At 32.3% G+C, this 9,228-nt stretch carries 11 protein-coding genes and 1 tRNA gene; 4 read left to right on the top strand and 8 right to left on the bottom strand.

What is annotated here, in order from left to right; all coding sequences use genetic code 11:
• Positions 1–143: 143 nt before the first annotated feature.
• Together G6CMJM_RS03055 and G6CMJM_RS03060 are read right to left on the bottom strand one after the other, a co-directional pair.
• Positions 144–219: transfer RNA gene (locus tag G6CMJM_RS03055), tRNA-Gly, on the bottom strand.
• A gap of 36 nt (positions 220–255) precedes the next feature.
• A complete protein-coding gene (locus G6CMJM_RS03060; protein ID WP_129719007.1) occupies positions 256–489 on the bottom strand; it encodes a DUF167 domain-containing protein in 234 nt (77 codons plus the stop codon).
• A gap of 39 nt (positions 490–528) precedes the next feature.
• Here G6CMJM_RS03060 and G6CMJM_RS03065 point away from each other — a divergent pair, with 39 nt between their 5' ends.
• On the top strand, positions 529–1,314 hold the full coding sequence (locus G6CMJM_RS03065) for a hypothetical protein (protein ID WP_129719008.1): 786 nt from the start codon (positions 529–531) through the stop codon (positions 1,312–1,314).
• 51 nt (positions 1,315–1,365) lie between these two features.
• The gene (locus tag G6CMJM_RS03070) at positions 1,366–2,496 is read left to right on the top strand and encodes an AI-2E family transporter (protein WP_129719009.1); all 1,131 of its coding nucleotides are present in this window, start codon (positions 1,366–1,368) and stop codon (positions 2,494–2,496) included.
• A 48-nt stretch (positions 2,497–2,544) separates the two neighbouring features.
• Here G6CMJM_RS03070 and cysS read toward each other — a convergent pair whose 3' ends face one another.
• The 5 genes from cysS to G6CMJM_RS03095 are packed head-to-tail and all read right to left on the bottom strand — an operon-like array spanning position 2,545 to position 7,349.
• Positions 2,545–3,951, bottom strand: coding sequence for a cysteine--tRNA ligase (cysS, locus tag G6CMJM_RS03075; RefSeq protein ID WP_129719010.1), 1,407 nt, complete (start codon positions 3,949–3,951; stop codon positions 2,545–2,547).
• Positions 3,944–4,942 (bottom strand): DHH family phosphoesterase, encoded by a 999-nt coding sequence (locus tag G6CMJM_RS03080; protein WP_129719011.1) that lies wholly within the window; start codon positions 4,940–4,942, stop codon positions 3,944–3,946. The genes cysS and G6CMJM_RS03080 overlap by 8 nt, the downstream gene beginning before the upstream one ends.
• Complete coding sequence (recR, locus tag G6CMJM_RS03085) at positions 4,943–5,560, bottom strand: recombination mediator RecR (protein WP_129719012.1); 618 nt, start codon at positions 5,558–5,560, stop codon at positions 4,943–4,945.
• A gap of 5 nt (positions 5,561–5,565) precedes the next feature.
• On the bottom strand, positions 5,566–5,862 hold the full coding sequence (locus tag G6CMJM_RS03090) for a YbaB/EbfC family nucleoid-associated protein (RefSeq protein WP_129719013.1): 297 nt from the start codon (positions 5,860–5,862) through the stop codon (positions 5,566–5,568).
• Between the two features lie 59 nt (positions 5,863–5,921).
• Positions 5,922–7,349: a glycosyltransferase family 39 protein gene (locus G6CMJM_RS03095; RefSeq protein ID WP_129719014.1), complete on the bottom strand. Its 1,428-nt coding sequence runs from the start codon at positions 7,347–7,349 to the stop codon at positions 5,922–5,924.
• A 239-nt stretch (positions 7,350–7,588) separates the two neighbouring features.
• On the opposite strand from G6CMJM_RS03095, the gene G6CMJM_RS03100 reads away from it, so the two are divergent.
• Positions 7,589–8,281, top strand: a complete 693-nt coding sequence (locus G6CMJM_RS03100; RefSeq protein ID WP_129719015.1) for a phosphoglycerate mutase — start codon at positions 7,589–7,591, stop codon at positions 8,279–8,281.
• Positions 8,282–8,347: 66 nt separating this feature from the next.
• Here the strand turns inward: G6CMJM_RS03100 and G6CMJM_RS03105 are convergent, their stop codons facing one another.
• A complete protein-coding gene (locus G6CMJM_RS03105) occupies positions 8,348–8,842 on the bottom strand; it encodes a hypothetical protein (protein ID WP_129719016.1) in 495 nt (164 codons plus the stop codon).
• A gap of 107 nt (positions 8,843–8,949) precedes the next feature.
• On the opposite strand from G6CMJM_RS03105, the gene G6CMJM_RS03225 reads away from it, so the two are divergent.
• On the top strand, positions 8,950–9,108 hold the full coding sequence (locus G6CMJM_RS03225) for a hypothetical protein (protein ID WP_165302701.1): 159 nt from the start codon (positions 8,950–8,952) through the stop codon (positions 9,106–9,108).
• The last annotated feature ends 120 nt before the right edge of the window (positions 9,109–9,228 follow it).

The following is a 9,228-nucleotide window of genomic DNA, read 5'->3' on the forward strand; positions in this document are numbered from 1 at the left end:
CTTATCTCTATGAAGCCTTACTGAAACAAGCAACGCCTCAATTGAAATAACAAAAGGAGTACCCCTTGCAGTAGGTGCTCCCTGAAACAAAAGAAAAAAAACTACTACAAGGTAGTCCTCACAGTAGTGTAATTGGAAATTTTTGGTGCGGGTTAGGAGACTCTAACTCCTGGCCTCTTCCATGGCAAGGAAGCGCTCTAACAACTGAGCTAAACCCGCATAGTTGTTTATATAAATATATTAACAAAGCTTTTTTTATATGTCAATATTAAAAATTTTCACCTTAGATTTTAGGCCTTTAGCCAGTATTACTTTAGTTTTAGCCACTTTTAAGTTTTTAGCAATTAGCTCGCAGACTTCTTTATTTGCTTTACCTTCAATAGCTGGTGATTTTAGGAATATTTCCCAAATTTCTCCTTTCTCATCAGTAGTTTTTATTATTAATGGCCCTTTTTTAGAATTTGGCTTAATTTTTGCCCGAATATGCATATCGCAATTATAATTATTTTATGCTAGAATGACAACATTATGCAGAAATTTTTTAGTAAATATTCGAATAAATTTTATTGTTTTTCACCAACGGTAATGCTTGCAACTTTCTTGTTTGAATCTATTGCTGCGCTATTAGTAATAACTAAATATAGAAAGAGCCCTAAAAGAACTTTAATTATTACCTTACTTTTTGCTTTAGCTGGTTTTCAAATTGCCGAGTTTATGGTTTGTGGTGGTTTTGGCATAAAAGGTGTTGAATGGGCACGATTTGGTTATGTTTCTATTACCCTGCTTCCTCCTTTAGGCTACCACTTAGCACATTTAATTGCCGGTAAAAAAGTAGGTTTTAGCGTAAAATTTGCTTACGCTACAATGATTGGTTTTATAGCTTATTACTTATTAGTAACTAATGGCGTACAAGCTGATTCATGCCGACCTAACTATTCAGTATTTAATGTTCCACAAATTGCTGGCTGGCTATACGCTTTATATTATTATGGTTGGTTGCTCGTAGCTATATTCTTCTGTTGGCAAGAAATTAAGAAGCTTAGCGATAAAGAATCAAGAAAAATTGTAAGAATTGTTCTTTCCAAACTTAGATTTTTAGAGAAGATTGTACCTAATGAATCTATTATAAAAATAAAAGCTTTAAAATGGCTTTTAGTCGGCTACTTAGTATTTGTTGTCCCTACTACTTTTGTCAATATTATTAACCCAAATACTATAGAAGGTATTCCATCTATAATGTGTGGATTTGCTGTACTCTTGGCAGTAATTTTACTATTAAAAGTTTCACCATTAGTACTTACTAGAAAAAAATAATCTTCCCTCCCTTGTTTGGTGGTATCTTCTACTAATGTTATAATATAGCTTATGAAAGTTCGTATTGAAATTGACACAAAAACATTAGTTCGTTTTTGGCTTGTAGTAATTGGTTTTATTCTGCTTGGTTTTGCCATTTGGCAAGCTAAGGATGCTATTATACTTCTAGTTATTTCGGCCTTTTTAGCATTAGCTTTAAATGCCCCAGTATCACGCATTGCTAAAATATTGCCAGGTTCTAATAAAAACCGAGTAGGCGCTACAGCCGTTGCTTATTTGTTAATGATTGTAATACTAGCTACCATTACTAGTTTTATTGCGCCAACTGTAATTGATCAAACTAATAAGTTTATATCTAACGCCCCACAAATAGTGGCAGATGTAACAGCAGAAAATTCTTCACTTCGTAAATTTGTAGAAACTAATAATTTGAAAGAAGTTGTTAATAAAGCCTCTCAATCCATGAATGATTTTTCTGAAGGATTTACTAAAAATATTGGCAACATTTTATTTGGTAGCTTAAGTACTGTAGTGAATTGGATTTTTTCATTATTTATGATTCTAACTATGACTTTCTTAATGTTAGTAGAAGGTCCATCATGGTTGCATCGTTTTTGGAAGCTATACTCAGATAGAGAAAAACAAAAAAGGCATAAACGTATTGCTAGTAGAATGTATAAAGCTGTAAGTAGCTTTGTAAACGGCCAATTAACTGTTTGTGCTATATCGGGTACTTTAGGTGCTTTAGTTGTGCTTATTTTAAGCTTTACTATGCATGTTCCTATAAACTTAGCTATACCTGTTGGTGTTATATTATTAACTCTTGGTTTAATACCGATGTTTGGTGCTACAATTGCTGGTGTAATATCTGCTTTAATAATTGCCTTTAATGTACCGTTTGCTGGTGCTGTATTTATCGTGTACTTTATTGTTTATCAACAAATAGAAAATAATGTTATCTCACCCCTAATTCAAGCTAAAAATAACCAGCTATCGGCCTTAATAGTTGTAGTAGCTATTACTACAGGTATTTATGTTTTAGGCATTTTAGGTGCCCTGCTTTCAATACCTATTGCAGCTTGCACCAAAATTATGATTGAAGAGTATTTTGCTAGAAAGTGTGAAGAACAAAAAGAGCCTGCTAAAGACGCTATTATAGATTTTTTGAAAAAAATAGGATAAAGCAAGCTATTAATAAAAATACCTACTATGATGTAGGTATTTTTATTTTTATTCTCTAAAGCTCCAAATAGTTTTTTCTATAGTATCTTTTAGGGTAATATTTTCTTGCAATAATATGTCCCTAATTTGGTCAGATTTCTGCCAATCTTTATTATCTCTAGCTTGCCTTCTAATTAATATTAGCTTCTTTGCTTCTTCAGAAATATCTGGTGTAGTAGTTAATAGTTCTAGACCTAATAGTTGATCAATAAATTCTAATATATCTACAAGATTACTATAATTAATTTTAGATATTGGTTTTTTATCTATTTCGTTAAAAATCTGATCAATGGTTGATAAGGTTCTAGGGGTATCTAAATTATTATTAATAGCCTCTAAAATTAGCTGTTTACTTGCTAAGCTTGGGAAATCACCCTCACTTTGCCCTTTAATTTGGTGCCTTATGGCTGCAATATTTCGCCAGTGAAGTAAGCGTTTTTTGGAGGCTATTAAATTAGTAAAGCTGAAATCTCCGCCAGATTGGTAATGGCTTTGTAGAGTCAACATTTTATATACTAGTGGTGAATAGCCCTTTTCTTCTAAATCTTTAAGAGTATAGCCATTACCTAGGCTTTTACTTATTTTTTTACCTTCTACGGTTAAGTGATTACAATGTAGCCAATAATTAGCAAAAGTTTTGCCAGTGTAACATTCGCTTTGTGCTATTTCATCAGTATGGTGCACCGGAATATGATCGATACCCCCTGTATGAATATCTATAGAATCGCCAAGAGTATTTAAAGCTATAGCAGAACACTCTAAGTGCCACCCTGGAAAACCTTTTTTTCCGAGGTAATCCCATTCCATATCTCTTTTCGTATTTTCAGGTGACCATTTCCATAAAGCAAAATCACTAATATTACGCTTTTCAGGATTAAAGTGTACTCTAGCACCAGCTTTTAGCTCATCTAAATTTAAATGGGCAAAATCGGAATATTTAGGGAATTTAGAAGTATCAAAATAGATTCCATCGCTAGTTTCGTAAGTAAAACCTTTAGATGATAAGTTATTAATAATAGCTATTTGCTGATCAATAAAATCGGTAGCTCTTGATAAATTTGTAGGTTTTATTAAATTTAGGCTTATCATACCTTTTATAAAGCTATCAGTATAGTAGTCTGCTACCTGCCAGGCCGTTTTTCCTTCTCTTCTAGCGCCTTTTTCTAGTTTATCTTCACCATCATCCTCGTCAGAAACTAAATGTCCTACATCAGTAATATTCATTGTTCTAGTAACTTTATAGTTGTTAGTTTCTAGGGTTCTCACTAAAATATCCCAATAAATGTAAGCCGTCCAGTTACCAATTGTTGGCTCGCTATAAACTGTAGGTCCACAGGTGTATAAGGTTACCTCACCATCTTTAATAGGTTTAAAATCTTCCAATTCTCTTTTTGGTGTATTATAAAATTTAAGCATTATTCCTACCTATTTCTAACGCTTTTTCTGTAGCGTCTAATAATTCTTTTATAATTTGGTCATAATTATCATAAACCCTAAAACCAGATGCATAGGCATGCCCTCCTCCACCAAAATAGCCAGCTATATCGGCGGCAATTGGCAAATTTGTGCGTACCTTGCCCGTTACTTTGCCGTCAGGATAGGTTTTTATGGCTACGCAAACTTCAACCCCCTCTACTAAACGCATTTCATCAATTACTAATACGCTTGGATTGTATTTGTCGGAATATTGGCGAATTTCATCCCACGGTATGTGTATTAATGCTAATTTGCCATTCAAAAAATATTCAATCCTTTTAATTAGATCACCTTTATATTCTAGTATTTCAGGTGCTTTTTTCATAAATTCTCGCCTAGATTCCTCGATACTAGAAACTTTAGCACCTAAGCTAGTTAATTCGCTAGCAGTTATAAAAGTTTCTTTAGAAACATTTTGCGTAGTAAAACCAAGAGTGTCGCTTAATATGGCTCCCATTAGGCTACTGCTAGCTAGCTCATTTACTTGCCAGCCACTTTTTTTGCATAGCTCAAATATAACTTCACTACAGCTACTTCTATTTTCTAGCAGTAAGCTATATTCAAAAGGTAGGTCTGGTGTTGCATCTGTGTGATGATCTATAACAACAACTTTATTTTTTTCTAAAAGATTTTTATATAAAGGGTTTTCTAGTATTTTTGAAAGCAGGGTTGAGCTGGTAGTATCTACTATTATATAAAGGTCGCTCTTCCATAGGTTGTCACTAACTCTATCCCAACCGTTGAAATAACGCAAGTATTTTGGAATGTCTACAGGGCAGAATAGCTCAACCTCTTTACCTAAGTTAGTTAAAATTTGTTCTAACGCTATAGCTGAGCCAAGGCTATCGCCATCGGGGTTTTCTGCCTGAATAATAGATATTTTTTTAGCAGATTCAATAATTTCTTTTAACTCTAAATAATTATTATCCATTTATATTTTCCTCCTACCGGCTAAAGCATGAGAAAGTGTAATTTGGTCAGCATACTCTAAATCAACTCCAGCAGGTATGCCTCTTGCCAACCTTGTAATTGTTAGATTCTCTTGGCCGTTATCTTGTAAATATCTTTGCAAATAAAGAGCAGTACTTTCCCCTTCAACACTAGCATTAGTGGCTATAATTATTTCCTCTACTCCGTCGTTTTTTATTCTTTCTAACAACTCTTTGAAATGTAATTGATCTGGCCCTATTCCATCAATTGGCGATATTACGCCTCCTAAAACATGGTATGTACCGTGGTATTGTTTAGTTTTTTCTAGGGCTACAATATCTAAAGGCTCCTCCACTACAGCTACTGTTTTCTTATCTCTACTTTCATCAGTATATAGGGGCGAAAATTCTTCAAAATCAGAAATTAAAGCAAAAGTTACTGGGCAACTTTTAACATTTTTATGTAGGTTTAAAAGACTCTCTGCTATTTTTTCAGATATGTGAGAGTCTTTTTTTAATAAATGATAAGCGTAGCGTTCGGCTGTTCTTGAACCTACTCCAGGTAATTTTGCTAAATTATCAATAGTATCAAGTAACGCTTTTGGTAATACTTGAGACATTAAATTTATAATCCTAAGTTGCCAAGATTTCCCATTAAAGGTTTCATTTTTTCTTCAGCTATTTTTCTAGCTTCTTCCATTCCGTCACGAATAGCAATTTGTACCCAGTGTTCTAGTTCTTCAATATCGTCAAGATCAATAAGCTCAGGGTTCAATTTTACGCTTTTTACTTTTAGCTCACCGGTAAATTGTATTACTACAGCACCATCACCTGCTTCAACTTCTACAATTTCTTTTTTAAGTTCTTTTTGTGCTTTTTGTAGCTCTCTCACCATTTTCATTTGGTCTTTAATTCCAGCCATTTTCCTCCTTAATATAATCTAAAATTCTTATTTTATTTTAACAAATATAGCAGTTTTTATCAATCTTTAGCTAATATGTAAAAGCGGTCAGAATCATTTTTTAAATTATTTGTAATTACTTTTTTAACTTTATAATTTTTAGGAATACCCTTTTCTGTAAAAATTTTATGTGTTATAGCTAAATTATTTTCACTATATTCATCTAGCGTTTTTATTTTACTATTTAGAATACTGTAAAATGGTTTTTCCTCGCTAGAAACAAGGAGGTTATTTATTGAATTTTGATGATTTAATAATAATTTTAAATCTTGATTAAAGCTATTTACAATATAAGGGTTATACATATAACTTTGTCTAAAAATATTTAAATTAGTAACAAGTAAGCTAACTACTACAAATGAAATAGGTATAAGGCCGAAAAACCTTGCGTAAGGGTTTCTTGGAAAAATTGCATACCAGGTTTGTATAAGGTTTTGTAACCCTGTAGCAGTAAGTAGTAATAATGGCAAAAATAGTACAGGTGTAGTACTAGTGTTTATAAAGCAAGTTAATAAAGCAACTGCTAGCCATATTAAAATTAAATAGCTACGTACTGTATATTTTTGAATAAGAATAAAATATAGGCCAATTACTATTAGTATTAATGAAGCTACATTGATAATTGGTGATATTACTCCGTTGCTATATTCCCCGCTACTACCAAATAATATATTAATTAGCTTAATGCTATTATCTAATATATTTAGATTATTAGGTAAAAGTAATATTGCTTTTAGTGTATCTATATCGTTATAAATTGCTATAGCAATAGGTGTAAAGGCAAAAGCTAGTATTACTAAGCTAACTGCTTTATATTTTTTAGGAAGTTGTTTAAGTTTAAGGCGTACTTTAGGGTGCAAGCTAGCAGTTAAAAGTAGTGCTATAGTTATATAAATATTTAAAGGTGTATATAGCCCTAAAAAGGCTACTACTAGTAAAAATGTAACTAGTTGTTTTCTTTTTAGCTCATTAAAGAAGTCGATTCCTGTAATTATTAGTAGAAGCGGGTAAATTATAGAAAGTATGTTACTTGTGCCATCTTGTGCAATAAAGAAGAATTGGCTAGAAGTTATGGCTATTATAGTAGCCAAAATAGCTGTTCGGTGGGCAAACCATTTTTTAGTTAGCTCTAAAATTAACAAAATCGCCAGGAAAGATAATAATATTGATGGTAATTTAATACTTAAATTACTTAAGCCTAATAATGTTATACTAATTTTTTGTAATAGTTTAAAGGGTAAGTCTATAATTTCTTTAGAAAAAATATTACCAGTAGATAAGTTATAAGAACTAACAGCAGAATTTACTTCATTTTTAGTTAAGCCATTAGGAGTGATAAAAATTGTATAAAATAATATTAATATATAACTAGCTAAAAGCAATAAGTATCCAATTTGAAAACGGTATTTATAAAACCATAAATTGCTAAGTACTGTTTTATTCTTCATTGTACCCTATATTATAACATATTACTTTAATCGCTTATTAGTCTTATAAAAATCAATCAAATAAATTTGCAATTTTTGGCTATTTAGAAACAGGTGCTGTTCATGAGTATGAAAAAAGTAACTTAGGGCCGGAAGTTGTTTATAGTAATTACTGTGAAACTTTTTCTGTTTAAAAATAAAACTATTTATAGTAAAATATAATAGTAAAACTAAAAAATAAACAAGGAGAAACCTAAAAAATGGTAAAACTAGTATTTGCTCGTCATGGTGAATCTGAATGGAACAAAGCTAACTTATTTACTGGATGGGCTGATGTTGACCTTTCTGAAAAGGGCATTCAGCAAGCTATTGATGGCGGTAAGCTTATTAAAGAAGCAGGTATTGAATTTGATATGGCTTACACTTCTGTACTTAAGCGTGCAATAAAAACTACTAACCTAGCCCTTGAAGCTGCTGACCAGCTTTGGGTTCCCGTTGAAAAATCTTGGCGTCTTAATGAACGCCACTACGGTGATTTAACTGGTAAAAATAAAGCTGAAGCTGCTGAGCAATTTGGTGATGAACAAGTTCATATTTGGCGTCGTTCTTATGATGTTCTTCCACCTGCCATGGAAAGAGATAACGAATACTCAGCACACGCCGACCGCCGCTATGCTTTACTTGACGATTCTGTAGTGCCAGATGCTGAAAATCTTAAAGTAACACTTGAGCGTGCCCTACCGTTCTGGGAAGATAAAATTGCTCCAGCACTAAAAAGTGGTAAAAATGTTTTTGTTGGTGCGCATGGAAATTCAATTAGGGCTTTAGTTAAACATATTAAAGGCCTATCAGATGATGAAATTATGGGTGTAGAGATTCCAAACTTCCCTCCACTAGTTTTTGAATTTGATGAAAACTTAAAAGTTATTAAAGAATATTCATTAGGCGAATAAAAATATAATAATAAAATAAGAGGCGTAAAATTAACGCCTCTTTTCATAATCTATTTTTTAATTAGATTATTTTTTATCCCTAATTATGTCAAGCTCTTTGTAAAGAGTATTTATCTTTTCGCTATTGGTATCATATTCTTTAAATATCTCTTTAAATTCGGGCTTAAGTTCAATGGCTTTTTCTCTAGCTTCAGCTTTTAGAATGCGAACTTCTTGCAATAATTTTTTTACGGTATTTTCTTCGTTCTCAATTGCACACTCCAAACGCGTTATTTGCTTTTCGCAGCATTTTCTTTTTCTACTGCTAGCTCTACCAGAATTAAGAGTCTCTTGAGCTTCATTAAATTGGTATTTATAAATTTCAATAGCTCTTTTAGATTGTCCAATAAACCATCCATTAATGTCGAAAGCTCTTTTGTAAGTACTCCATTGCCTTTGCGGCATTGCCCCATCTTCTTCTAGGGCTAAAAGAGTGCTATCCATAAAGCTAAAAAGTTCCCTTTTCCTTCTCTTAAGTTGTGATAATTCTGAATGTATTTCTGCCAATGTTTTATTTGACATAATAAGTCACCTCTCTCTTAAAATACTAACGCACATTCTCATACTTGTGTCGCTTGGCTATATTCTAGCATATTTTAGCAAAAAAGCAAGGAATTAGAAAGGAAGTATTGCCTCAAGTAGTTGTAAAGTTAGTGGAAGAATTGAAAGATAAATATGCGGTACATTTAATTTGTTCTTGCCTTAGTGATACAGAAAAATATTTTAAAGCTATTTCAGGATACGACACATGTGGAGACGGTGGTATTATTGTTAAGAAAATAGAATAACAAGCTATAAAACTGTCGAAATAGGTGGCTTTTAGGATTTTAAAAGAAATCAGTTCTATAATAAATTAAAAATCGTGTTGGTAGAAAAATCGTCTACTTCTACCAACACGATTTTACAAA

The organism is Candidatus Nanogingivalis gingivitcus (genome assembly GCF_004151455.1).
GTDB lineage: Bacteria > Patescibacteriota > Saccharimonadia > Saccharimonadales > Saccharimonadaceae > Nanogingivalis > Nanogingivalis gingivitcus.